Origin of the sequence: uncultured Sphingosinicella sp. (genome assembly GCF_963974575.1) — a bacterium.
Taxonomy (GTDB): domain Bacteria; phylum Pseudomonadota; class Alphaproteobacteria; order Sphingomonadales; family Sphingomonadaceae; genus Sphingosinicella.
In genome coordinates this window covers 149,649-170,676 of sequence record NZ_CAXBBQ010000004.1, presented here as the reverse complement: position 1 = coordinate 170,676, position 21,028 = coordinate 149,649, and the positions used below count along the sequence as shown (strand labels likewise).

The following is a 21,028-nucleotide window of genomic DNA, read 5'->3' as shown; positions in this document are numbered from 1 at the left end:
GGCTTTTTCTCGCCGCTCATAAACCTCGCCAAATACACGACTCCTTGGCCACTTGCAAAACAGGCCAGCGTCAGCCTTTGCCGGAATGTGACGTTCAAAATTGGGTCCGACTATGGCAGGAACATGGCGTGCGTACCGAAAAAAGCCGAAAACCGCCCACGCCGCTCGATGAAGAAGCGCTTCGCGCGCTCGCGCTCAGGTATGTGGAGCGCTACGCGACCTCTGAAGGCAAGCTGGCATCCTACCTCAGCCGGAAGCTGCACGAGCGCGGCTGGGCCGGGGAGCGCGACGCCGACGTGGACGCCATCGTCGCGCGTTTCGCGGAGTTGCGTTACGTCGACGATCGCACGTTCGGGGAGGCGCGGGCGCGGGGGCTTGAGCGGCGCGGCTACGGCGCGCGACGAATCGGGCAGGATCTGCGCGCGGCGGGCCTTGCCGAAGACCTGCGGGGCGAGATCACGGGCGCGGTCGATGCGCGCGGTGCGGCCATGGCCTACGCGCGCCGCAAGCGCTTCGGCCCGTTCGCGCGGGAAGCGCCTGATCGCGCAGTGCGGCAGAAGCAGTTCGCGGCGATGCTGCGCGCGGGCCACGATTCGCGCGTGGCCGCCGAGATTCTTGATATGCGGGACGTGGACCCCGATTACGTGTAGCGCGCCCGTGCCGCCGCGAGGGCTTCGGGCGTGTCGACATCCATGAAGATCGCGTCGCTCTCCACCGGCACCTCCACGATATCGTCCGCGAACTCGGCGAGCAGCGCCTTGCCGCCCACGTCGCCTTCAAGACCTCGCAGCCGCGCGAAATAGCGCCGGCCCCAGGCCACGGGATTGCCGCGCTTGCCGTTGTGCACGGGCACCGCGATGCGGTTCGCGTCCGCAGCTGCCGCGAGGCTTTCGATATGCCCCGCGCTTAGCTCCGGCATGTCGCCCAGCAGCACCAGCGCTGCCGACCAGTCTTCGGGCACGGCGGCGATGCCCGCTGCGAGCGATTGGCTCAGACCGTCAGCGTAGCGCGCAGCGTGGACGCTCGGCACACCGTAGTGCCCCGCTAAGGTCGCGATTTCCGCTTCGGCGTTGCCCGTGACAACGATCGCGGGAAGTCCGGTCCCTTCCACCGCCTCGAGCACGTGCGCGAGCACCGGCTTGCCGCCGAGGTCCGCGAGCAGCTTGTTCGCGCCCATGCGCACGGAACGTCCTGCCGCGAGCACAACAGCGCCGACGGTGCTCCCCGCCGCCGGTTTCGGGCGTGGTTCCGGGCGAGGAACATCTGCCAGCAATCCGCCTGCACCCATGCGGGCGATGTCCTGGCCGCTGACGTCAAGGCCCGCCCACAGCCGTTCCAGAACCCAATCGAAGCCGTTGCGGCGCGGGCTCCGCGCACAGCCCGGAAGGCCGATCACGGGCCGAGTGCCGATGTGCGCAAGGCACAGGAGGTTGCCGGGGTCGACCGGCATCCCGAGCCGCAGCACGGCCCCGCCTGCCTGTTCGATCGCGGCGGGAATTACGTCGCGCCGGTCGCTGATCGCCGAGGCGCCGCTGATGAGGACGATGTCGGCCTCCGCTGTTTCGGCAAGCGCGGTGGTGAGGGCCTCTTCCGTGTGCGTACAACGCATTTCGCGCCATGCGGAGAGCCCTAGCGCGGCGCAGCGTGCCTCCGTCACCTCGGCGGTTTTGGCGAGCAGCTTCGCGGCCGTCCCGGGAAGTGTCGTTTGGATGAAGGAAACGCGACGTCTGCCGAACGGAGCCAGCCGCAGGACGCCTTTCGCGGTTCTGGCGGCGTTTAGGGTCAGGGCCTCGGGCGCGGCGAAGGGGATGATCTTCACCGTCGCGACAATCTCGCCCTTTGCGACGGGCGCGAACGGGGCGAGCGTTCCCAATGTCACCGCCTCGTCGTAGGCATTCACGGCATCGATTGCGGTCGATTCCACGAGCAGCAGACCGGCTGCGTCGGCAACGATGTTGGCGCGGCCATGCGCTGACGGCTGGGCGGTGAGACCGGACGCTGCGGCGGCGGACGCGACCAGTGCAGCGGCGGCGTCCTCGTGCAGATCATCACTTTCGAGCGCCGCCACGACGAGTTCGGCAAGGCCCGCCGCGCGGGCATCTGCAATGTCCGCCGCATCAAGGCGCTTGCCCTTGGCGATCCGCCGCGCGCCGACATGGACCGTGTGGGCGAGATAGGCGCCTTCCGCGCGGTCGAGAGGGGCAGGTCCGAACTTCACGCGCCGCGCCGTACCGCGATCATCTGGGCCGCGATCGACAAGGCGATCTCGGCAGGGTTCGCCGCGCCGATGGCAAGTCCAGCAGGGCCGTGGACGCGCGCCAGCGCCATGTCGTTGAAACCCGCGGCGGCAAGGCGCTCGCGCCGGAGTGCCTGGTTCTTCCGCGACCCGAGCGCGGCGATGTAAAACGCGGGCGAGTTGAGCGCCGCGATCAATGCCGGATCGTCCAGCTTGGGGTCATGCGTCAGTGCGACGATCGCGCTCGCGCCGTCCGGCTTCCAGTCGGCAAGAGCCTCGTCGGGCCAGCGCGGATCGACTGCGACGTGTGCGAAGCGCTCAGCGGCGGCAAAGCTGCCGCGCGGATCGACAACGAGCGGCACGTAGCCCAGCAGCTCAGCCATCGGAACGAGTGCCTGCGCGATATGGACCGCGCCGACGATCATCAGGCGTCCAGCCGGTTCGTAAAGACGCACGAAACCTTCGCCTTCACCCTCGCTGGAAATACCATCGGTATCAGTGGTGACGCGCACGCTTTCGCCCGCAGCAAGGGCTTTGCCTAAGCGTTCGGCGAGGGCAGGGGCGAAGCCCGCTTCGGAGACCGGCTGCACCAGAACCGCGATCCGGCCTCCGCAGGCAAGGCCGACCTCCCAGGCGCGGGCGTCGGCGACGCCGTAGTCGAGGCGCCTCGGCGCATTGTCCACGATCACGTCCGCGGCCGCGGCGATCACGTCGCCCTCAACGCAGCCGCCGCTCACCGATCCTTCGAACAAGCCGTCATCGCGAATCACGAGGTGTGCGCCCACGCGGCGCGGCGCCGAGCCCCACGTCTCGATCACCGTGGCGATTGCGGCCTTGTGCCCCGCGGCAATCCAGCCGCGGAGCGTCGCGATCAGTGCGGCGGTGTCGTCTCCGTTCACAACACCAGCCAAAGCACCAGCGCAGCGACGAGCGCGATAACGATGCTGCCCCACACGGCAGGTGAGAGGCCGGGGGTTTCGTCCGTACACTCCGCGAGATCGGTTTCGGGCAGCAAGACGGGCGCGGGCTCTGCCGCGCCATCGCTTTCCACGCGAGCCTTGAAGGCGGAGAAGAAGGATTCGGCATAAGCCTTTGCCGTGCCTTCGATCAGCCGCGCGCCGAGCTGCGCGAGCTTGCCGCCCACGGTCGAGCTTGCCTGCCAGGCGAGTCGCGTGCCGCCGGGGGCGTCTTCAAGCCTCACAGAGGCCTTACCCTTCGCAAAACCGGCGACGCCGCCTTTGCCCTCACCTGAAATTACATAGGCGTTTGGCGCATCGATCTCCGACAGCTCGACCGCGCCTGTGAACTTCGCGCGAACCGGCCCAACCTTGGCGTTCATCGTGCCTTCGAAGCGGTTTTCCCCTGTGCGCTCAAGCCGTTCCACGCCATCGATGCAGGCGGCCAAAACTTCGGGGTCGTTGAGCGCCGCCCAGACCCGTTCGCGCGGTGCCGCGATCAGGGTCTCACCGTTCAGTTCCATCGGCGCAAATCCTTTGTCTTGTCGCTTTGAAAATTAACTATATAGTTCGTTGTTACGGGGTTTTGTGGTAGCGTTCTTTCTCGGAAAATTAAATGTGCGTCGGAGGGGGTAATGGCCGAGCACGCGTTGCTGCCAGAGGGTGAGCACGTGTCCGACCTTGCCGAAGTCGCCGAGGAATGCCGCGTCGATGGCACGGTAAAGTGGTTCGATGCGGTACGGGGATATGGCTTCATCGTTCCCAGTGATGGGAGCGGCGATGTGTTGGTACACTTTTCCACGTTGCGCGAGGTTGGTCGCCGCACGCTGCCTGAAGGCGCGACAGTCGTCTGCATGGCAGTCGCGCGGGAACGCGGTCGGCAGGCGCGGCGTATCATTGAACTCGATTTGACGACAGCGATCGGGCCTGATCCCGAACTCGTCGTGCAGCGCGCCGCGTCGCGCGTCGATCCGATGCAGCTCATGGACGATGCGGGCGATTACGAACGGCTTGAAGTCAAGTGGTTCAACCGCTTGAAAGGCTATGGTTTTCTCACGCGCGGCGAAGATTCGCACGACATCTTCGTGCACATGGAAACCGTGCGCCGTGCCGGGCTCATCGAACTGATACCGGGCCAGTACGTGATGGCGCGCATCGCGGAGGGCGACAAGGGCCCGCTCGCCGTTGCCATCACGGCGGGAGAGGCATAGAGCCTTTTTCATGATTTCCGTTCGTCAACGGCCGCTGCTTGCGGCCTTCCTGCTCGCGGCCATCGTTTCGGGCTGTGGCAGCAAACCGTCCGCCGCCACGCAGGAACCCGCCGCCGAAGCCGCTGGAGAGCCTGCGGTCCAGCGGCTTCGCACCGTGCCGCTTACGATCGTCACAAACGATGGCAGGCGGCATGTCTACACGGTCGAGGTCGCGCGTACGGCGGACGAGCAGGCGCAGGGGCTGATGTACCGCCGCGCGATGCCGAAGGATGCGGGCATGATCTTCCCGTTCCCGGCGCCGCGCCCGGCGACGTTCTGGATGCGCAACACCTACATTCCGCTCGATATGGTGTTCCTGCTTGCTGATGGGCGCATCGAGAGCATTCTCGCTGATGTTCCGCCTCTCAACGAGGTGCAGCGCAGCTCGCTCGGTCCTGTTGCCGCGGTGCTTGAACTCAATGCCGGAGAGGCTGCACGGATCGGCGTGAGCGCGGGCGATCTCGTCGAATACGACCTTCGGGACTTGCAAGGCGGCACGGAATAAGGCTCTAAGGCGCCAACTGAGGTCAGCGGAGCCGGCAATGGGTCTGTTCAAGTCGATTTTCACCTGGTGGGACGGTCCGACGTGGGGCACGCGCTACATGACGCGTTTCCACGGCGAGGAGGTCGGCCAGGACGCGGAGGGCAACCGCTATTTCCGCAAGCCCGGCAAGCGCGTCGAGCGTCGCTGGGTGATCTATAACGGCCTCAATGAGGCGAGCCGTGTGCCCCCCGATTGGCACGGCTGGCTGCACAAATCGACCGACGTGCTGCCGGGCGACTCGAAGCTGCCGCGCAAGGTGTGGGAAAAGCCGCACCACGCGAACCTCACTGGCACCGCTGCGGCATGGCACCGCCCGGGCACGCTCGCCAGCGAGGCGCCGCGCGCACGCGCGACCGGCGACTATGAAGCGTGGAGCCCCGAAGAGGCATGACCGCGCTGTTCCGGCAGAACCTGATCGAAGCGATCGTCGGTGCGCTTGTCGTCGGCATCGCGGTCGTGTTCGTGCTGTTCTCGTATCAGCGCACGGCAGGCAATGTCGGCGCGGATCGTTATCGCGTCTCGGCGTTGTTTCCGAATGCCACGGGCGTTGCGGTCGGCACCGATGTGCGCGTCTCCGGCATCAAGGTGGGATCCGTCGTCGATCAGTCGCTCGACCCGGACACGTTCCAGGCACGGCTTGGTCTTTCGATCGATCAGCGAATCAAGCTGCCGCTCGACAGCAGCGCTGCGATCACGTCCGAAGGCATCCTCGGCGGCAGCTACATCTCGCTAACGCCGGGCGGTGACCCCGAGACGATGCGCGAGGGCGACGAGATTCTCGATACGCAGGGCTCGGTCGATCTGATGACGCTGATCGGCGGCTTCATCAACCAGAGCGGCAAGTCCGACGACAAGGCTGGTGATTCCGCACCCGCGGAGCCCGCCGCGCCGTGATCCGCTCGGCGGCCCGCGCCGCGCTCGGCATGGTGCTGCTTGCCGCGCCGGCGGCGGCGCAGCCCGCGCCCGAACCTGCAAAAACGCCGGCACCCGCTGCGCCCAAGGATGCCCCGGCCGAGAAACGTGCGACACCGAACGCGGAGCGCGTGCTCGTGATCGGCGTGCTCGACAAGGTGAGCAGCGAAACGCGCGACCTCACGTTGAAGCCGGGCGAGACCGTGCGCTTCGGTAAGCTGCGCATTACAGCGCGCACCTGCGAGGCGTCGCCGCCGTGGCAGCGTCCGCACACAGGGGCTTTCCTTCAAATCGACGGGCCCGTGCGCGACAATAAGATGAAGCGCCTGTTTTCAGGCTGGCTCTTCGCCGAAAGCCCGTCGCTCAACAGTTTCGATAATGAGCGTTACGACGTCTGGGTCAGAAGCTGCGCGATGCGCTTCCCGGAAACCGGCCCGCGCACGATCGTGGTCGGCAAATCGTCAGGCAGTGCATCGAGCGCGCCGAAATCCGCATCCGAAACGCCGGTCGCGCCGCCGAGCAACTGAAGATAGGCTTCGCGTTTGATCTCCACGGCGCCGAGGCTGGCGAGGTGACCGGTCATGAACTGGCAATCGAGCAGCCGGAAACCGCCGACACGCAGCCGTGCAACCAGATGCGCGAGCGCGGCCTTCGAAGCGTCCGTGCGGCGGCTGAACATGCTTTCGCCAAAGAACGCGCCGCCGATCCTGACCCCGTAAAGGCCGCCGACAAGCGTCTCCCCCTCCCAGCACTCGACGCTGTGCGCGTGGCCGATGCGGTGCAGGAATGTGTATGCATCGCGAATCTGCTGGTTGATCCACGTATCGGCGCGGTCCGGCGCGGGTTCGGCGCAGGCGTCGATCACCGCGTCGAAGGCGCGGTCGACGCTGTGCGTGAAGCGCTCCTGCTTCAGCGTTTTGGCAAGGCTCCGCGAGAGGCGGAAGCCTTCGAGTGGCAGGATGGCGCGCTCGCGCGGCTCTACCCAGAACACGTCCTCGGCATCCCGGCTTTCCGCCATCGGGAAGATCCCGATCGAATAGGCGCGGAGCAGCAGTTCGGGATCGAGCTCCGCGCCGCGCTTCTGCCGCGAACTCATGCGAGCGCGACGCGCGCGCCAGCGTGACGCACCAGCCGCCCGGCGAGTTCGAGTTCGAGAAGTACGGTCTGCACCACAGCGGGCGGTTCGCCCGACAGGCGGACGAGTTCATCGACGGCGACCGGCGTCAGGCTGAGAAGCGCCGTCACGGCATCGCGCGCGCCATCGTCGGCGTCTGTAGGGGGAGGGGCCGAGAAGCGGCTGCCGCTCGCGGCAAGTCGCGTGGCTCCGAACGGCGAGATCGTCTCGGCAATGTCGGCGGCGGACTGCACGAGCGTCGCGCCGTCGCGGATCAGCTGGTTGCAGCCCTGCGCGCGCGGATCGAGCGGGAAGCCCGGCACCGCCATCACCTCGCGGCCCTGCTCGCCCGCGAACCGCGCGGTGATGAGCGAGCCCGAACGCGGTGCGGCTTCGACGACGACGATGCCTGCGGAAAGCCCCGAGATCAGACGATTGCGGCGCGGGAAGTGGCGCGCCTGCGGTTCGGTGCCGAAGGACTGCTCGGCGATCACGAGGCCGCGTTCGTAGAGCGCGGCATAAAGCTCGGCGTTTTCGGGCGGGTAAATATTGTCGATGCCGCCCGCGATCACGCCGATCGTGCCGCCCGAAAGCGCACCTGCGTGCGCTGCCGCGTCGATGCCGCGTGCGAGCCCCGAGACGACGACGATGTCTGCGGCGGCAAGATCGGCGGCGAGCCCGCGCGCAAACCGAATCGCAGCCGCCGATGCATTGCGCGCACCGACAATGCCGATCGTACGGCGGTGCGCGTGCTTGATATCGCCGCGCACGGCAAGCGCGGGCGGCGCATCCTCGATCTCTGCGAGGAGCGGCGGATAATTCGCCTCGCCCAGAAAGACGAAGCGAGCGCCTGCGGCCTCCACGGCTTCCATTTCACGCTGAACGTTGGCCGTGTTCGCAATCCGGAAGTTACGGCGGCCGCCGCGCTGTGCCAGTTCGGGGAGGGCTTCAAGTGCGGCCGAGGCGCTGCCGTAACGCGCGGTGAGCTGCCGGTAGCTGATGGGTCCAACGTTCTCGCTGCGAATCAGCCGCAGCTTTGCGATGCGTTCGACGTCGCTGCTCGGCCGATCAGCCATTCGTGTCGGACGCGCCGTTGCGTCCGCCGATCTTTCCCTCGGTGCCCGCGCGCAGCCGCGCAATGTTTTCGTCGTGCTTCGCGATCACGAGCACGGCCATGCCCGCAAACAGGAGCGTGGCGTCCCAGCGTCCCGTGAGTGCAGGTGCCAGTGGCGTGAGGGTTGCCGCCATCAGCCCGGCAAGCGAGGAATAGCGCGTCACAGCCGCAACCAGCAGCCAGACCGCCGCGAAGACGAGGCCTGCGGGCGGATAGATGGCAAGCGCGATGCCGAGCATGGTGGCGACGCCCTTGCCGCCGCGGAACAACAGCCACGCCGGGAAAAGATGGCCGATGAACGCGCCCATGCCGCCCAGGATGTCGCCGCCGTACGCAAACGTTTGGCCGAGCCAAACGGCAAGCGCGCCCTTGCCCGCGTCGAGCAGCAGAGTGAGCGCCGCGAGGCTCTTGCCGCCGGTGCGCAGGACGTTGGTCGTGCCGATATTGCCCGATCCCAAGCGACGGATATCGCCCATACCCGCAAGGCGTGTGACGATAAGGCCGAAGGGAATCGCGCCCAGCAGATAGCCGACGGCGAACCAGGTCCAAGGGTTGGCCAGAAGGGGCGTGTCAGTGAACATCGGCGCGGAACCTAGACCGAAGCCGCGGCGTTCGAAAGCCCCATTGTACGGCATCTTCAGACCCATCGCCAAAGGCGCGTCGACGTCCTAGAAGGCCCCCATGACCGACCGTCTCCAGATCGCATTCGCGCAGCTCAACCAGACGATGGGCGACCTTCGCGGCAACGCCGACGCAATGCTTGCCGCGCGGGCACGTCAGCCGGAAGCGGACCTCATCGTCACCTGCGAACTTTCGCTCATCGGCTATCCGCCCGAAGATCTTGTGCTGAAACCCTCTCTGGTGCGCGCGGCGGAGGCGGAGCTTCAGCGCATGGCGCAGGCCACGGCGGATGGCGGCCCGGCCATGCTCGTCGGCAGCGTGCTCCTGGAAGACGGCAAGCTCTACAACGCGATGGCGCTTCTCGATGGCGGCAAGATCGAGGCGTGGACGCGCAAGCACGAACTGCCGAACTACGGGGTGTTTGACGAGAAGCGCGTGTTCGCGGCTGGACCGCTGCCGGGTCCGCTTCCCTTCCGCGGCGTCCGTCTCGGTGTGCCGATCTGCGAGGACATCTGGTTCCCGGACGTCTGCGAATGCCTTGCGGAGACGGGCGCGGAAATCCTGCTCGTGCCGAACGGCAGCCCCTACGAGCTCGACAAGGATGATAAACGGCTCTCGCTTGCCGCCATGCGCGTCGCGGAAACGGGCTTGCCGCTCGCGTACCTCAACCGCGTCGGCGGACAGGATGAGATCGTGTTCGACGGCGCCAGCTTCGTGATGAACGCCGACCGCCGCATTGCCGTGCAACTCCCGGACTGGGAGGAGCGCGTCACGCTCACCACGTGGTTCCGCACCGCGAAGGGTTGGGTGTGCGAGGAGGGGCACAAGCACCGCCTCGATCCGTACCCGGAGGATATCTACCACGCGATGCAGATCGGCCTCGCCGACTATGTGAACCGCAACCGCTTCCCCGGCGTGGTGCTGGGGCTTTCCGGCGGCATCGATTCGGCGCTGTCGGCCGCGGTGGCGGTGGATGCGCTGGGCGCGGACCGCGTCTGGTGTGTGATGATGCCGTCACGCTTCACGTCGCAGGACAGTCTCGACGATGCGGCCGAGTGCGCAGCGATGCTCGGCTGCCGCCTCGACACGATCCCCATCGCGCCTGCCATGGAAGCGTTCGACGCGATGCTCGCGCCCGTGTTCGAAGGCAAGGCGCGCGACATCACCGAAGAGAACATCCAGTCGCGTATTCGCGGGATGACCTTGATGGCGCTCTCCAACAAGTTCGGCCACATGCTGCTCACCACCGGCAACAAATCCGAGATGTCAGTGGGTTACGCCACGATCTACGGCGACATGGCGGGCGGCTATTCGGTGCTGAAGGACGCCTACAAGACCACCGTGTTCGCGCTTTCGCGCTGGCGGAATGCGAACCGGCCAAAGCTCGCGCTCGGCCCCGATGGTCCCGTGATGCCCGAGCGCGTCATCACCAAGCCGCCGACCGCCGAACTGCGCGAAAACCAGAAGGACCAGGATTCGCTGCCACCTTACGAAATCCTCGACCCGATCCTGCATGGCCTCGTCGAGGAGGAGCTTTCGGTCGCCGACATCGTCGCGCGCGGCTTCGATCGTGACACCGTGATCCGCATCGAGCGCTTGCTCTACGTCGCCGAATACAAGCGCCGCCAGTCGCCCCCCGGCGTCAAAATCGGCATCCGCAACTTCGGGCGCGATCGCCGCTATCCGATCACCAACGCTTTCCGGACCTCATGACCGTAACCACCCGCTTCGCCCCGTCTCCGACGGGCTATCTGCACGTCGGCAATGTCCGTACCGCGCTTCACAACTGGCTGTTCGCCAAGAAGCACGGCGGCCGCTTCCTGCTGCGCCTCGACGACACCGACAGTGAACGCTCCCGCGCGGAGTATGCGGACGCCATTCGCGCCGATCTCGCATGGCTCGGCCTCGTGCCCGATGCCGAATACCGCCAGTCGGACCGGCTCGCCCGCTACGACGAGCAATTCGAAACGCTGGTCGCGGCGGGGCGCATCTACCCCTGCTTCGAAACCGCCGAGGAACTGGACGTCCGCCGCAAGATCCAGCTCGCGCGCGGCCTGCCGCCCGTCTACGACCGCGCGGCGCTGAAGCTGACGCCGCAAGAGATCGCCGCCAAGCAGGCAGCGGGCGAGCGTCCCCACTGGCGTTTCCGCCTCGATACGAGCGCGCACGTTCACTGGAAGGATTTGATTCGCGGCGATTCCCATATCGATCCCGCCTCGCTCAGCGATCCGGTCGTGCGCCGTGCCGATGGCTCCTACCTCTACATGCTGCCTTCGGTGATCGATGACATCGACATGGCCGTTACCCACGTCATCCGGGGTGAAGATCACGTGACCAACTCGGGCGTTCAAATCCAGATGTTTGAAGCGCTGGGTGCAAAGCCGCCCGCCTTCGCGCACGAGGCGCTGATCACCGGCACCGAAGGCGCGCTCTCGAAGCGGCTCGGCTCGGCAGGCATGGCGCATTTCCGGGAAGCGGGCATCGAGCCGATTGCCATCGCCGCGCTGCTCGCGCGCCTCGGTACGTCCGATTCGGTGGAGCCGGTCACGCGCCTCGACCCGCTCGTCGACCATTTCGATTTCGCGCACTTCGGCCGGTCGGCCGCGCGCTTCGACGAGGCGGAGCTGCGCCAGCTCAATGCGCGAATCCTGCATCAGCTCGATTACGATGCCGTCGCAGACCATCTGCCGCCCGGCATGGATGAAGCGGCGTGGACGGTGCTGCGCCCCAACCTCGAAACCCTCGCCGATGCCGCAGATTGGTGGCAGGTCGTCGAAGGCCCGGTTGAGCCGCTTGCTGGTGAGGAGGACTACCTCGCGCTTGCCGCCGACACGCTCTACTCCTTGCCGTGGGAGCCCGACATCTGGTCCGCGCTTACCAGCGCGCTCAAGGCGGCGACGGGCCGCAAGGGCAAGGAACTGTTCCTGCCGCTCCGCCGTGCGCTCACCGGCCGCGATCACGGGCCGGAAATGGCGCGGCTGCTGCTGCTGATCGGTCGAGACCGCGCCCTCGAACGGTTACGCCGCCGTACCAACTGAGCGCGGCGCGAATGATCTGCTCGGCAGAGGTGGGGGTGTTATAGTATAACACGCGAGCCGGCACGTTGCCGGTGGTGGAGCGGCGCTGCCGTTCGGCAACGCATGGGGCGCCCTCCCTTGGGATAGAGCCGTTCGATGAAGTCAGTGTTCCCGACCTCCCGTGCCCTGCGAGACAGCAGCGGCGTTCTCATCACCGCAGCCGTTCATCTCGTCCTCGGTTACGTGGCGCTCACCGCCACGGGTATCGTCAAAGTTCCGAACATCATTCGCCCGGAGGCGCCGCTCTGGATCGAGAAAGTCGAGCCGGCCACGCCTGAAACACCGCCGCCACCCGAGATGAAAGACACCGTGGATATCACGGTCGTCGAGCCCGTCCTCGTCGTGGACACGCCGCAGCAGGCGCCGATCGTCCGCGATGAACAGACGCTGATTCTGCCGCGCGTTCCAGATGTCACCGGGCCGGTTGGGCCTGCGCAGGTCGCGGAGCCCGTCTTCGTCGCGCCGAGCCTCGATCCGCGCTACCGTGATCGCTTCCAGCCCGCGTATCCGCCGGCGTCGCGCCGTGCAGGCGAGGCGGGCAGCGTCGTGGTCAGCGTGCTCGTGGGTGTAGACGGGCGCGTCGCCGATGCAGAAGTGGCGCGGTCCAGCGGATATGGACGGCTTGATAACGCGGCGATCCGGCAGGCTCTTTCGGCTTGGCGCTTCCGGCCCGCCACGCGCGACGGCGTCGCGGTGCAGAGCCGTCACCAGATTACGGTGACTTTCGTACTGAACCCGTAAAGGCGTAACGCAGGCACTGGCGCGGGTGCGTTCGAAACCCTATCTGTGGCCCCGCATGAGCACCGCCACAATTTTCGGACGCATCCGCGCTCGCATCGCCGCTGTCGAACGGCGGCAGTGGGTCATCGGCAGCCTGTCGGTGCTGATGACCTTCATCATCATGTTCACGTTCTTGATCGAGAACCGCTTCGGCTACCTCCCGCCCGATCCGATCATTGCCTACTTCAAGAACTGGGAGGACGGCCGCTCGCGCGCTGATGCGCTCGCCGAGCAGGAGGAAGAAGAGCGGCTGCTGCAGGAACAGGCGGATGCGATCGCCGCGCAGCTCGATATCGATGCGGAGAAGGCGGCGCCTGCGCCTGCACCTGCCGCCCCGCCCGAAACCAAAGAGCCCGCAGCCGAATGAGCGCGGCGGCGCGGCTGATGGAGGCCGCTATCCGCCTGTCGCTCCGCGGTCTCGGCCGGACCGCACCCAATCCCAATGTCGGCTGTCTTGTCGTGAGGGACGGTACCATCATCGCGCGCGGCTGGACCCAGCCGTGCGGGCGTCCCCATGCCGAAGCCGTGGCACTTGAGGCTGCAGGGGAAGCGGCGCGGGGCGCGGAGCTTTATGTCAGCCTTGAGCCCTGCGCGCATGTCAGTGCGCGTGGTCCGGCCTGTGCCGACCTCGTTGCCGCATCGGGTGTAGCCAGCGTTCACATCGCCGTGCTCGATCCTGACCCGCGTACGGCCGGGCAGGGGGCCGCGCGTCTCAAGGACGCGGGAATTGCCGTCACGGTCGGCACCGGCGAGGCGGCGGCGCGCGCGGCGATGGCGGGATTTTTCCTGCGGATGGAGCGTGGCCGTCCGCGCATCACACTCAAACTCGCCATGTCGATTGATGGACGCGTGTCGATGCCCGGCGGCGAGAGCCAATGGATCACAGGCCCCGAAGCGCGCGCCCACGTTCATCTCGAGCGCGCGCTTGCGGACGTGATCGTCGTCGGGCGCGGTACGCTCGAAGCCGACGATCCCTCGCTTGACGCGCGCCTGCCCGGGCTTGAGGATCGCAGCCCGCGCCCCGCGGTGCTCAGCGCGACGCTCGATGCGATTCCTGCGTCGGCAAAGCTCGCCGCGCGCGACCCGCTGCTGTTGGCGTCGACCGACGATCTTTGCGGGCTCGCCGTCAACGACGTGTTCGTGGAGGGCGGCCCGGCGACCGCGAGTACGCTGCTTGCTGCTGATCTCGTTGACCGGATGCTCGTCTACCGCGCGCCCATCGTGATCGGTGACGGCGCGCCCGGAGCCGGGCGAATCGCGCTCGAACGGCTGGCCGATGGGCACGGGCGCTGGCGGCTCGCCGAAACGCGTATGTTTGGCAACGACCGACTCGAAGTCTACGCGCGGACGCGCTAAAGGGGCGCCATGTTCACCGGCATCATCACCGACATCGGCACCGTCACCCGCGTTGAAGCGCGCGGCGACACGCGGCTTACGATTGCTTGCGGCTACGACATGGCGGGCGTCGACATGGGCGCCTCCATCGCCTGCGCAGGCGTCTGTCTTACCGTGGTGGACAAGGGGGCGGACTGGTTCGCGGTCGACGTGTCTGCCGAAACCCTATCGAAAACCGCCGCATCGCGCTGGCAACAGGGCGCCAGGCTCAACCTGGAGCGGGCGCTGAAGGTCGGCGACGAGCTTGGCGGTCATATCGTCACCGGCCATGTCGATGCGGTCGGCCGCATCGAATCGGTGGAGGCGGTGGGCGACAGTCACACGTTCCGCATCGCTGCGCCGAAAAGCGTCGCCCCGTTTATCGCGCCGAAGGGCTCGGTGGCGCTCGATGGCGTGTCGCTCACCGTGAATACGGTGGAGGACACGGCCGACGGGATCATCCTGTCGTTCAACCTCATCCCGCACAGCGCGGCGCATACGACGTTTGGGGTGGCCGGTACCGGCGATCCCGTTAATATCGAGATTGATGTGCTCGCCCGATACATCGGTCGGATGCGCGACGTCGCGGCCTGACACGACCCTGTGATAAATATGGATTGCGATCACATCGTAGTGTGATAGGCAATCGTTTTATGAGCCAGATCCTGATCGAAACGATTCGCGGCCTCGTCTCCAAGGGTGACGTGTCCCGCTCCGGCCTCGCCCGCGCGGCGGGGCTTCACGCCAACACCCTCCGCGACATCGATTCGCCGGAGTGGAACCCCACCGCGGAAACGCTCCGCAAGCTGGAACTCTACATGGCCTCAAACAGCGACCGACCGGCGCTCGTTCCCATTGAGGAGATCATTGAAGAGGCGCGCAACGGCCGCATGTTTATCCTTGTCGACGACGAGGACCGCGAGAACGAAGGCGACCTCATCATCCCGGCGCAGATGGCGACGCCGGACGCGATCAACTTCATGGCGACGCATGGTCGCGGTCTTATCTGTCTGGCGATGACGAAGGCGCGCGTCGACCAGCTCGGTCTCAGCCTGATGAGCCGCCAGAACGGCACGCGGCACGAAACCGCCTTCACCGTCTCGATCGAGGCGCGGCAGGGTGTTACCACGGGCATTTCGGCGGCTGATCGTGCAAGAACGGTCGCGGTCGCCATCGATTCCGCGCGCGGTTCCGACGACATTGTGACGCCCGGCCACGTCTTTCCCCTCGTCGCGCGCGACGGCGGCGTGCTCGTGCGCACCGGCCACACAGAGGCCGCTGTCGATGTCGCGCGTCTCGCCGGTCTCAATCCGTCGGGCGTGATCTGCGAGATTATGAAGGACGACGGCACGATGGCGCGCATGGACGATCTCGTCCCCTTCGCGCGACTGCACGGTCTCAAGATGGGCACGATCCGCGACCTCATCGCCTATCGCCGCCGCCACGACCATCTCGTCGAGTGCGTCGCGCAGGCGCCGTTCACCTCGGACTACGGTGGCGACTGGCGGGTGCTGTCCTATCGCAACAAGGTCGACGGATCGGTCAATGTCGTGCTCCAGAAGGGCAAGGTCAGCGCGGATGAGCCCACGCTTGTGCGTATGCACGGGCTTTCGATCTTCTCGGACGTTCTGGGCCAGCCCGGCCCACGCAAGCGTATCCTGCAGCGTTCGATGGAAGAGATCGGCAAGGTCGGCGCGGGCGTGATCGTACTGCTGACCGGGGCCGGTACGGATGGCCTGACGCGCGAGATTGCGGGCGAACACGGCGGCGACATGGATTTGCGCGCCTACGGTATCGGCGCGCAGATTCTCGCGGACCTCGGCATCCACGACATGATCCTGCTCACCAACGCCCATCGCAATATCGTCGCGATCGAGGGTTATGGGATCAATGTCGTCGGCGAACGGCCCATTCCCACAAACTGAGATTACGGAAAGGCCGTTCATGGCACGCATCCTCATCGTCGAAGCCCGTTTCTATGCGCACCTTAACGATATGCTGCTCACCGGCACACGCGCCGCGCTTGAGGATGCGGGGCACAGCCACGAGACGATCACAGTCCCCGGCGCGCTCGAAATCCCGGGCGCCATCGCGCTTGCGGCGGAATCCGGCCGCTATGACGCGTTCGTCGGCATCGGCGTCGTCATTCGCGGCGAGACGTATCACTTCGAGATCGTGGCGGGCGAAAGCGCCCGCGGCCTGATGGCGCTGACGATGGACGGGCTTGCCGTGGGCAATGGCATCCTCACGGTGGAAGATGAGGCGCAGGCGCTCGTTCGCGCCGATCCGAAGCAGAAGGACAAGGGCGGCGAGGCGGCCAAGGCGGCGCTCGCGCTTCTCGAACTTAAAAGCCGTTTCGGCTGACACATCTTTGGTGCTTGGGTTTCGTGGGCGGCGGCTCTACATAGCGCGCCATGTCCTCCAAGACCTCTTCCCCCAAAGCGAAAACCCAAAGACCATCCCGCGCGACAGCGCGTCTCGCCGCCGTTCAGGCGCTCTATCAGCGTGAGATGTCGGGCGATCCGATCCCCAAGCTGCTGCGCGAATTCCATGAACATCGCCTTGGCCGCACCATCGAGGATGCGGCCTTCGCGCCCGCCGACGCAGACTTCTTCGACGATCTCGTCTCCGGCGTCGCCGCGCGCGAGGCGGAGATCGACGAGCGCATCGCGGGCGCACTCGCCGAAGGCTGGACGCTTGATCGCCTCGACCGGCCGATGCGGCAGATCCTGCGCTGCGGCGTGTATGAACTCGTTGCCCGTCTCGACGTGCCGCGTGCAGCCGCAATCAGTGAATATGTCGATGTCGCGAAGGCGTTTTACGAAGCGCGCGAGGCCGGCTTCGTGAACGGTCTTCTCGACCGCATCGCGAAGGACGTGCGCGAATAGCGCGCCCGCGCTACCAAGGCGAAATGCGCGAAGGCGAAATCATCGAGCGGCTGCTGCGTCCGATCGCGACGCATCCCGCCGCGCGCGGGCTTGCGGACGATGCAGCGGTCTGGTCTCCGCCGATGGGTCGCGAACTCGTGCTCACCCATGACGTGATCGCCGAAGGTGTCCACTATCTCGGTACGGATGACCCTTCCGACATCGCGTGGAAGCTCGTTGCCGTGAACCTCTCCGATCTCGCCGCCAAGGGCGCTGAGCCCGCAGGCGTGCTCATCGGTCTCGGCCTTGCGCGGCCGGATGATGCCTGGCTCGAACGCTTCGCATCGGGCCTCGCCCGCGTGCTTGCCGAACACGGCACAGCGCTCTTCGGAGGCGATACGACGACCGGTGCAGCGTCGGCGGTGCTCGGCTGCACGGCGATCGGGCATGTGCCGCGCGGTCAATCGCTCTCGCGCACGGGCGCGAAGCCGGGCGACGATCTCTACGTCACGGGTACGATCGGCGACGCTGGGCTTGGCCTTGCCATCGCGCGCCGTGAAGCGCCTGCCGAGCCCACGCTGCTGCGCCGCTACCGTTTGCCCATCCCGCGCCTGGCGATGGGGCAGGGACTCGCGGGTGCGGGCGCGCACGCGGCGATGGACGTGTCGGACGGGCTTCTCATCGATGCCTCACGCATGGCGAAGGCATCGGGCGTGAGTATCGAAATTGCGCTTGCCGACGTCCCGCTCTCGGAAGCCGCTGCAGCGCGCCTTGTGCCCGGCGATACGGGACGCCTCGCTGCGGCGACCGCAGGCGACGATTACGAACTGCTGGTTGCCGCGCCGCCGGAGAGCCGCGCCGCGCTCTTAACGCTTTCAGAAGCCGAGGGGCTTAGGCTCACGCGTGTCGGCCGTGTGGAGGCGGGCGAGGGGTTTTCGGTGATCGGTGAGGGCGGTACGCCCTTGCCGGTGCCGCGTTTGGGGTATGAGCATGGGGCATGAAGCGCGACAGGGACGGCGCACGCTGCTTGTGGGCTTCGCCGGCGCGCTGCTCGGCGTACTCGTCACCGCGAGCGTGCTCGGCGGCGAGACCTTTCGCCGGCAAACAGCGGACGCTTCGGATATCGCCTATATCCCTGTAGAGCGCATGACGCTGCCGGTGATGGGCGCATCCGGCCCGCATGGCTACGTCGTCGTCGCATTCACGCTGGAGGTGCCGCGCACCCGCCGTGCCTGGGTGCGCGATCGGTTGCCGGTGGTGCGCCACGCGGTGAACGCAGCGGCTTGGCAGTCCGGTCTCGTTGCCGAAAGTGACGACCGTCTCGACATCGAAAGTACGCGCGCGGCGCTGCTTGTTGCGGCACGCTCAGCGCTTGGCCCGTCCAATGTCCGGCAGGTCCGCATTCTGACCGCGGTTCCTGTCTGAAATCCGTAGCTTGCCTGTTGCCATTCCATTTGCAATGCTCCGCCCCGACATAAAGTCAAACTTGGGGAAACGCGCCTGCCTGCCTGGCAAGGGCGGGTAAGGCGAGCAGCAGGGGTTCGTCCATGGACGTTGTTGTTGTCGCCATATTGTGCGGCCTCGCGGCCGTGCTCTACGGCATTGTCACCACGAAGAGCGTAACAAGCGCCTCACCGGGCAATGCCAAGATGCAGGAAATCGCGGGCGCTATTCAGGAAGGCGCGGCCGCCTATCTCGGCCGCCAGTATCGCACCATCGCGGTCGTCGGCGTCGTCGTTGCGGCGCTCGTCGGTTATTTTCTGGGGCTCACGTCGGCCATCGGCTTCGTGCTCGGCGCCGTGCTTTCTGGGCTCACCGGGTTCATCGGCATGAACATCTCCGTCCGCGCCAACGTGCGCACGGCGGAGGCTGCGCGCGCCGGGCTCCAGCAGGGCCTCACCATGGCGTTCCGCGCCGGCGCGGTGACGGGTCTGCTCGTTGCAGGCCTCGCGCTCCTCGCGATCGCGGGCTTCTTCTATTATCTCGTCAACATGGCGGGGAATGCGCCCGATAGCCGCCTTGTCATCGATGCGCTCGTGGCGCTCGCGTTCGGCGCTTCGCTGATCTCGATCTTCGCGCGTCTCGGCGGCGGCATCTTTACCAAGGCCGCAGACGTCGGCGCCGACCTTGTCGGCAAGGTCGAAGCGGGCATCCCTGAGGACGACCCCCGCAACCCCGCCGTGATCGCGGACAACGTCGGCGACAACGTCGGCGACTGTGCCGGCATGGCGGCCGACCTTTTCGAAACCTATGTTGTCACGGTCGGCGCGACGATGGTGCTGACCGCGCTTCTCGTCGGCACGGCTGCGGGCGATGCGCTCTACGGCCTCATGGGCCTGCCGCTCATCATCGGCGGCGTCTGCATCATCACCTCGATCATCGGCACGTTCTTCGTCCGCCTCGGGAAATCGCAGAACATCATGGGCGCGATGTACAAGGGCTTCGCGGTCTCCGCGATCCTGGCCATCCCTGCGCTCTGGTATGTCACCGGTATGGCGCTCGGCGGCATGGAGACGGAGATCGGCGGCCTCACCGGCCGTGCGCTCTTCTACTGCATGTTGATCGGTCTTGCCGTCACCGGCCTGATCGTCTGGATCACCGAGTATTACACCAGCACGAGCTACCGCCCGGTGCGCTCGATCGCGAAGGCGTCGGAAACCGGTCACGGCACGAACGTCATTCAGGGCCTCGCTATCAGCCTTGAAGCGACTGCGATGCCCACGCTCGTCATCTGCGCGGGTATGCTCGGCAGCTTCGCGCTCGCCGGCTACATCGGCATCGCCTTCGCGGCGACGGCGATGCTGGCGCTCGCGGGCATGGTCGTGGCGCTCGACGCTTACGGTCCTGTCACGGACAATGCGGGCGGCATCGCCGAAATGGCCGGCCTCGACAAGGACGTGCGCCAGCGCACGGACGCGCTCGACGCCGTCGGCAACACCACCAAGGCGGTGACCAAGGGTTACGCGATCGGGTCTGCTGGCCTTGCCGCGCTGGTGCTGTTCGGCGCCTACACGGCCGATCTCGCGACCTTCTTCGGGGACGTGCAGGTCGATTTCGCTCTCTCCAACCCCTATGTCGTGGTTGGTCTGCTGCTCGGCGCTTTGCTCCCGTACCTGTTCGGTGCGATGGGTATGACTGCCGTCGGCCGTGCGGCGGGCGACGTTGTGAAGGATGTGCGCGACCAGTTCGCCACCAACAAGGGCATCATGGAGGGCACCAGCCGTCCGGACTATGCCCGCACGGTGGACCTCGTCACCAAGGCGGCGATCAAGGAGATGATTATCCCCTCGCTGCTGCCGGTGCTGGCGCCGATCGTCGTCTATTTCGTGATCACCGCCATCGCGGGTCAGGCGCAGGGCTTCGCCGCCCTTGGCGCGCTCCTCCTCGGCGTCATCGTGTCGGGCCTCTTCGTGGCGCTCTCGATGACCTCGGGCGGCGGCGCGTGGGACAACGCCAAGAAGTACATCGAAGACGGGCACCATGGCGGCAAGGGCTCCGAAGCCCACAAGGCCGCGGTTACCGGCGACACCGTGGGCGATCCGTACAAGGATACCGCGGGCCCGGCAGTGAACCCGATGATCAAGATCACCAACATCGTGGCGCTGCTCCTCCTTGCGAGCCTCGCCGCGCACTGATCCGCGCATCAGCGCGAACAAAAACCCCCGCCGGATCGCTCCGGCGGGGTTCTTTTTTGCCCTTGGACGGGAAGGGTGGCTCTACTGGTCCCGGCTCGGGCCGGGGGCGACGGCGCCGACAGCGCCGATATTGCCGAAAATGTCTGCAAAGAAGCCCGAGTCGCGGCCATAGACCGGCGTCTTGTCGCCCGACGGTATCACCTGAACGATCTGGTCGAGCGTCTGGTCACGGTTGACGGCGGCAACGTTGCCCGCGCTGTCGAAGGTGATCTTCAGCATGTCCTGCGATGTCGGTTTCGACGGCAGGAATGCGAGCTGGCTCGTCGTGCGGGCGAGGTAGTACCAGCTGTTGTCGTCCCACTTGGAAATGAACGTCGGGCGGCCCAGCGTTTTTTCAACGGACGCGCGATTGTCCACGCCCGGCGAGATCGCGGCGATCAACTCCTGATCGGCGAGGAAGCCCTGCCGGTCGGTGATCCGCGTGCACGCGCTCAGCGCCACGACAATCGCAAGCGTTCCGACAACCCGTTTCACCGACATGAACACTC

At 66.4% G+C, this 21,028-nt stretch carries 24 protein-coding genes and 1 pseudogene; 18 read left to right on the top strand and 7 right to left on the bottom strand.

Going from position 1 to position 21,028, the window contains the following annotated elements:
* Positions 1–128 precede the first annotated feature (128 nt).
* Positions 129–650, top strand: a complete 522-nt coding sequence (locus tag AAC014_RS08785; protein ID WP_339707054.1) for a RecX family transcriptional regulator — start codon at positions 129–131, stop codon at positions 648–650.
* Here AAC014_RS08785 and AAC014_RS08780 read toward each other — a convergent pair.
* The 3 genes from AAC014_RS08780 to AAC014_RS08770 are packed head-to-tail and all read right to left on the bottom strand — an operon-like array spanning position 641 to position 3,716.
* Entirely contained in the window at positions 641–2,218 is a 1,578-nt protein-coding gene (locus AAC014_RS08780) for a molybdopterin-binding/glycosyltransferase family 2 protein (RefSeq protein ID WP_339707051.1), read from the bottom strand. The two genes, AAC014_RS08785 and AAC014_RS08780, sit on opposite strands and share 10 nt — an antisense overlap.
* Positions 2,215–3,111, bottom strand: a complete 897-nt coding sequence (locus AAC014_RS08775; RefSeq protein WP_339707861.1) for an XdhC family protein — start codon at positions 3,109–3,111, stop codon at positions 2,215–2,217. The genes AAC014_RS08780 and AAC014_RS08775 overlap by 4 nt, the downstream gene beginning before the upstream one ends.
* A gap of 20 nt (positions 3,112–3,131) precedes the next feature.
* Positions 3,132–3,716 (bottom strand): carbon monoxide dehydrogenase subunit G, encoded by a 585-nt coding sequence (locus AAC014_RS08770; protein ID WP_339707048.1) that lies wholly within the window; start codon positions 3,714–3,716, stop codon positions 3,132–3,134.
* Positions 3,717–3,827: 111 nt separating this feature from the next.
* On the opposite strand from AAC014_RS08770, the gene AAC014_RS08765 reads away from it, so the two are divergent.
* The 5 genes and pseudogenes from AAC014_RS08765 to AAC014_RS08745 all read left to right on the top strand — a co-directional run.
* Positions 3,828–4,403 carry a cold-shock protein gene (locus AAC014_RS08765; protein WP_339707045.1) on the top strand — a complete coding sequence of 192 codons (576 nt, stop codon included), beginning with the start codon at positions 3,828–3,830 and terminating at the stop codon, positions 4,401–4,403.
* A 10-nt stretch (positions 4,404–4,413) separates the two neighbouring features.
* Positions 4,414–4,947, top strand: coding sequence for a DUF192 domain-containing protein (locus AAC014_RS08760; protein WP_339707042.1), 534 nt, complete (start codon positions 4,414–4,416; stop codon positions 4,945–4,947).
* A gap of 37 nt (positions 4,948–4,984) precedes the next feature.
* The gene (locus AAC014_RS08755; RefSeq protein WP_339707039.1) at positions 4,985–5,377 is read left to right on the top strand and encodes an NADH:ubiquinone oxidoreductase subunit NDUFA12; all 393 of its coding nucleotides are present in this window, start codon (positions 4,985–4,987) and stop codon (positions 5,375–5,377) included.
* Complete coding sequence (mlaD, locus tag AAC014_RS08750) at positions 5,374–5,880, top strand: outer membrane lipid asymmetry maintenance protein MlaD (protein WP_339707036.1); 507 nt, start codon at positions 5,374–5,376, stop codon at positions 5,878–5,880. Before AAC014_RS08755 ends, mlaD begins: the two co-directional genes overlap by 4 nt.
* Before the next feature lie 29 nt (positions 5,881–5,909).
* Positions 5,910–6,248 (top strand): annotated as a pseudogene (locus tag AAC014_RS08745) (DUF2155 domain-containing protein); the annotation flags it as partial.
* A gap of 35 nt (positions 6,249–6,283) precedes the next feature.
* Here AAC014_RS08745 and aat read toward each other — a convergent pair.
* The 3 genes from aat to plsY are packed head-to-tail and all read right to left on the bottom strand — an operon-like array spanning position 6,284 to position 8,707.
* Positions 6,284–6,994, bottom strand: coding sequence for a leucyl/phenylalanyl-tRNA--protein transferase (gene aat / locus AAC014_RS08740; protein WP_339707033.1), 711 nt, complete (start codon positions 6,992–6,994; stop codon positions 6,284–6,286).
* Positions 6,991–8,088, bottom strand: a complete 1,098-nt coding sequence (dprA, locus tag AAC014_RS08735) for a DNA-processing protein DprA (RefSeq protein ID WP_339707030.1) — start codon at positions 8,086–8,088, stop codon at positions 6,991–6,993. The genes aat and dprA overlap by 4 nt, the downstream gene beginning before the upstream one ends.
* Positions 8,081–8,707, bottom strand: a complete 627-nt coding sequence (plsY, locus tag AAC014_RS08730) for a glycerol-3-phosphate 1-O-acyltransferase PlsY (protein ID WP_339707027.1) — start codon at positions 8,705–8,707, stop codon at positions 8,081–8,083. Before plsY ends, dprA begins: the two co-directional genes overlap by 8 nt.
* 100 nt (positions 8,708–8,807) lie before the next feature.
* Between plsY and AAC014_RS08725 the strand changes: the two genes are divergently transcribed.
* From AAC014_RS08725 to AAC014_RS08670, 12 genes are all read left to right on the top strand, one after another.
* Positions 8,808–10,460 carry an NAD+ synthase gene (locus AAC014_RS08725; protein ID WP_339707025.1) on the top strand — a complete coding sequence of 551 codons (1,653 nt, stop codon included), beginning with the start codon at positions 8,808–8,810 and terminating at the stop codon, positions 10,458–10,460.
* Complete coding sequence (gltX, locus tag AAC014_RS08720) at positions 10,457–11,785, top strand: glutamate--tRNA ligase (protein WP_339707022.1); 1,329 nt, start codon at positions 10,457–10,459, stop codon at positions 11,783–11,785. The genes AAC014_RS08725 and gltX overlap by 4 nt, the downstream gene beginning before the upstream one ends.
* A gap of 135 nt (positions 11,786–11,920) precedes the next feature.
* Positions 11,921–12,565 carry an energy transducer TonB gene (locus AAC014_RS08715; protein ID WP_339707018.1) on the top strand — a complete coding sequence of 215 codons (645 nt, stop codon included), beginning with the start codon at positions 11,921–11,923 and terminating at the stop codon, positions 12,563–12,565.
* Positions 12,566–12,620: 55 nt separating this feature from the next.
* Complete coding sequence (locus AAC014_RS08710; RefSeq protein ID WP_339707015.1) at positions 12,621–12,971, top strand: hypothetical protein; 351 nt, start codon at positions 12,621–12,623, stop codon at positions 12,969–12,971.
* Entirely contained in the window at positions 12,968–13,960 is a 993-nt protein-coding gene (gene ribD, locus AAC014_RS08705) for a bifunctional diaminohydroxyphosphoribosylaminopyrimidine deaminase/5-amino-6-(5-phosphoribosylamino)uracil reductase RibD (RefSeq protein ID WP_339707012.1), read from the top strand. Before AAC014_RS08710 ends, ribD begins: the two co-directional genes overlap by 4 nt.
* Before the next feature lie 9 nt (positions 13,961–13,969).
* Positions 13,970–14,572 (top strand): riboflavin synthase, encoded by a 603-nt coding sequence (locus AAC014_RS08700; RefSeq protein WP_339707009.1) that lies wholly within the window; start codon positions 13,970–13,972, stop codon positions 14,570–14,572.
* Positions 14,573–14,631: 59 nt separating this feature from the next.
* A complete protein-coding gene (ribB, locus tag AAC014_RS08695) occupies positions 14,632–15,903 on the top strand; it encodes a 3,4-dihydroxy-2-butanone-4-phosphate synthase (protein ID WP_339707006.1) in 1,272 nt (423 codons plus the stop codon).
* Positions 15,904–15,922: 19 nt separating this feature from the next.
* Positions 15,923–16,342, top strand: a complete 420-nt coding sequence (gene ribH, locus AAC014_RS08690) for a 6,7-dimethyl-8-ribityllumazine synthase (protein ID WP_339707003.1) — start codon at positions 15,923–15,925, stop codon at positions 16,340–16,342.
* 50 nt (positions 16,343–16,392) lie between these two features.
* Positions 16,393–16,866, top strand: a complete 474-nt coding sequence (nusB, locus tag AAC014_RS08685) for a transcription antitermination factor NusB (protein ID WP_339707000.1) — start codon at positions 16,393–16,395, stop codon at positions 16,864–16,866.
* Positions 16,867–16,889: 23 nt separating this feature from the next.
* Positions 16,890–17,846, top strand: coding sequence for a thiamine-phosphate kinase (gene thiL, locus AAC014_RS08680; RefSeq protein WP_339706997.1), 957 nt, complete (start codon positions 16,890–16,892; stop codon positions 17,844–17,846).
* The gene (locus AAC014_RS08675; protein ID WP_339706994.1) at positions 17,836–18,270 is read left to right on the top strand and encodes a hypothetical protein; all 435 of its coding nucleotides are present in this window, start codon (positions 17,836–17,838) and stop codon (positions 18,268–18,270) included. The genes thiL and AAC014_RS08675 overlap by 11 nt, the downstream gene beginning before the upstream one ends.
* Before the next feature lie 122 nt (positions 18,271–18,392).
* On the top strand, positions 18,393–20,480 hold the full coding sequence (locus AAC014_RS08670) for a sodium-translocating pyrophosphatase (RefSeq protein ID WP_339706992.1): 2,088 nt from the start codon (positions 18,393–18,395) through the stop codon (positions 20,478–20,480).
* A gap of 81 nt (positions 20,481–20,561) precedes the next feature.
* Here AAC014_RS08670 and bamE read toward each other — a convergent pair whose 3' ends face one another.
* Positions 20,562–21,020, bottom strand: coding sequence for an outer membrane protein assembly factor BamE (gene bamE / locus AAC014_RS08665; protein WP_339706989.1), 459 nt, complete (start codon positions 21,018–21,020; stop codon positions 20,562–20,564).
* Positions 21,021–21,028: the final 8 nt, after the last annotated feature.

Excerpts from the sequence above, each read along its gene's own strand:
- AAC014_RS08670 (WP_339706992.1), top strand. The coding sequence starts at position 18,393 with ATGGACGTTGTTGTTGTCGCCATATTGTGCGGCCTCGCGGCCGTGCTC.
- aat (WP_339707033.1), bottom strand. The coding sequence starts at position 6,994 with ATGAGTTCGCGGCAGAAGCGCGGCGCGGAGCTCGATCCCGAACTGCTG.
- AAC014_RS08760 (WP_339707042.1), top strand. The coding sequence starts at position 4,414 with ATGATTTCCGTTCGTCAACGGCCGCTGCTTGCGGCCTTCCTGCTCGCG.
- mlaD (WP_339707036.1), top strand. The coding sequence starts at position 5,374 with ATGACCGCGCTGTTCCGGCAGAACCTGATCGAAGCGATCGTCGGTGCG.
- dprA (WP_339707030.1), bottom strand. The coding sequence starts at position 8,088 with ATGGCTGATCGGCCGAGCAGCGACGTCGAACGCATCGCAAAGCTGCGG.
- thiL (WP_339706997.1), top strand. The coding sequence starts at position 16,890 with ATGCGCGAAGGCGAAATCATCGAGCGGCTGCTGCGTCCGATCGCGACG.
- ribH (WP_339707003.1), top strand. The coding sequence starts at position 15,923 with ATGGCACGCATCCTCATCGTCGAAGCCCGTTTCTATGCGCACCTTAAC.
- AAC014_RS08700 (WP_339707009.1), top strand. The coding sequence starts at position 13,970 with ATGTTCACCGGCATCATCACCGACATCGGCACCGTCACCCGCGTTGAA.
- AAC014_RS08710 (WP_339707015.1), top strand. The coding sequence starts at position 12,621 with ATGAGCACCGCCACAATTTTCGGACGCATCCGCGCTCGCATCGCCGCT.
- AAC014_RS08765 (WP_339707045.1), top strand. The coding sequence starts at position 3,828 with ATGGCCGAGCACGCGTTGCTGCCAGAGGGTGAGCACGTGTCCGACCTT.
- ribB (WP_339707006.1), top strand. The coding sequence starts at position 14,632 with ATGAGCCAGATCCTGATCGAAACGATTCGCGGCCTCGTCTCCAAGGGT.
- AAC014_RS08675 (WP_339706994.1), top strand. The coding sequence starts at position 17,836 with ATGGGGCATGAAGCGCGACAGGGACGGCGCACGCTGCTTGTGGGCTTC.
- AAC014_RS08770 (WP_339707048.1), bottom strand. The coding sequence starts at position 3,716 with ATGGAACTGAACGGTGAGACCCTGATCGCGGCACCGCGCGAACGGGTC.
- plsY (WP_339707027.1), bottom strand. The coding sequence starts at position 8,707 with ATGTTCACTGACACGCCCCTTCTGGCCAACCCTTGGACCTGGTTCGCC.
- nusB (WP_339707000.1), top strand. The coding sequence starts at position 16,393 with ATGTCCTCCAAGACCTCTTCCCCCAAAGCGAAAACCCAAAGACCATCC.
- AAC014_RS08715 (WP_339707018.1), top strand. The coding sequence starts at position 11,921 with ATGAAGTCAGTGTTCCCGACCTCCCGTGCCCTGCGAGACAGCAGCGGC.
- gltX (WP_339707022.1), top strand. The coding sequence starts at position 10,457 with ATGACCGTAACCACCCGCTTCGCCCCGTCTCCGACGGGCTATCTGCAC.
- ribD (WP_339707012.1), top strand. The coding sequence starts at position 12,968 with ATGAGCGCGGCGGCGCGGCTGATGGAGGCCGCTATCCGCCTGTCGCTC.
- AAC014_RS08725 (WP_339707025.1), top strand. The coding sequence starts at position 8,808 with ATGACCGACCGTCTCCAGATCGCATTCGCGCAGCTCAACCAGACGATG.
- AAC014_RS08755 (WP_339707039.1), top strand. The coding sequence starts at position 4,985 with ATGGGTCTGTTCAAGTCGATTTTCACCTGGTGGGACGGTCCGACGTGG.
- bamE (WP_339706989.1), bottom strand. The coding sequence starts at position 21,020 with ATGTCGGTGAAACGGGTTGTCGGAACGCTTGCGATTGTCGTGGCGCTG.